We start from the raw sequence: 1,111 nt of genomic DNA on the forward strand, positions 1-1,111 counted from the left end.
ACAAACCAACGATAACTACCTAACGCCGGATTACGGTCATACCTCTAGGTAGACAAAAAAACAAACTAAGCAAAGGCGCGCAAAAAGTGTAAAATCGGGTGTAATGAGAGGTAATGGAATCATCAAAACGTCAAACAAACCTTTGCAGTGAGACTATATGATTGAGCAAGACTTTATCCGTTGTAAGAGGCAGTTGCTGAAATTAGCCGAAGCGGATCCGCAAATTAATGCCTTGTGGCTATATGGATCGCACGCCAAGGGGCTAGCTCATGAGTACAGTGATTTGGATTTGGCGGTACAATTTACCCGCCACGAGACGGATGTTTTCACTAGACGCATGCGCCCAGAGATGCTTCTTATCGATTGGCAACAAAGTTTACAGCTAGGCGATGGTCAGTTGTCAGTGATTGATCTAATGCAGGCACCTATCCTGCTCGGTATCGAAGTCATACAAGCCAACACGCTTTGGTATTGCCGCGAGCGAGGTCTAATGATGCAAGGCGTAGGTAAAATAATGTCACGATATGAAATTGACTATCTACAGCAAGAAAAAATCACAGCAGCTGAGGGATATGGACGATAAAATGAAACATGATGGCTATTTAAAGGCAATGCGTGCCCATGTATGGCAATGCCAAAGTGATCTAGAAGAGCTACGTAACCATTTTTTACAAGCGCCACTTGATAAATATCAGCGTTTGGCTTTGCAGCGCTTAATGCAAGTGAGTATTGAATCGGCGATTGGTATTGCCAAGCATTGGGCGCAGCAGGTGAGTCAACGTCCAATATTAGAGGCTTATCAAGCCTTTGATATTTTAAATAATGCCGGCTTACTGAAAGGTAATGCGCCTTGGCGTCAAATAATCGGCATGCGTAATGTGTTAGTACACGATTATTTGAATGTTGATGAGCAGCTACTTGATAGCATCATCCGCGAGCAATTATATGGCGTTATTTTTGATTTTTGTTCTCAAGGATTGACAGCTCTAGATCAAACCCCGTAGGTCAGATAAGACGAGGCACGAGGCGTAATCTGACATTCATAACCAACATCATTAACCGGCACATTACACTTCGTTCATGATGTCCTACAAAACACAATAAATACCAA

At 42.9% G+C, this 1,111-nt stretch carries 2 protein-coding genes; both read left to right on the forward strand.

Annotated features, from left to right (window positions below; all coding sequences use genetic code 11):
* Positions 1–157 precede the first annotated feature (157 nt).
* Positions 158–583: a type VII toxin-antitoxin system MntA family adenylyltransferase antitoxin gene (mntA, locus tag DK187_RS20860; protein WP_111609216.1), complete on the forward strand. Its 426-nt coding sequence runs from the start codon at positions 158–160 to the stop codon at positions 581–583.
* Between the two features lies 1 nt (position 584).
* Positions 585–1,004, forward strand: coding sequence for a type VII toxin-antitoxin system HepT family RNase toxin (gene hepT, locus DK187_RS20865; protein ID WP_188322918.1), 420 nt, complete (start codon positions 585–587; stop codon positions 1,002–1,004).
* Positions 1,005–1,111 lie beyond the last annotated feature (107 nt).

The organism is Marinomonas arctica, assembly GCF_003259225.1.
In the GTDB taxonomy this organism is placed as follows: Bacteria; Pseudomonadota; Gammaproteobacteria; order Pseudomonadales; family Marinomonadaceae; genus Marinomonas; species Marinomonas arctica.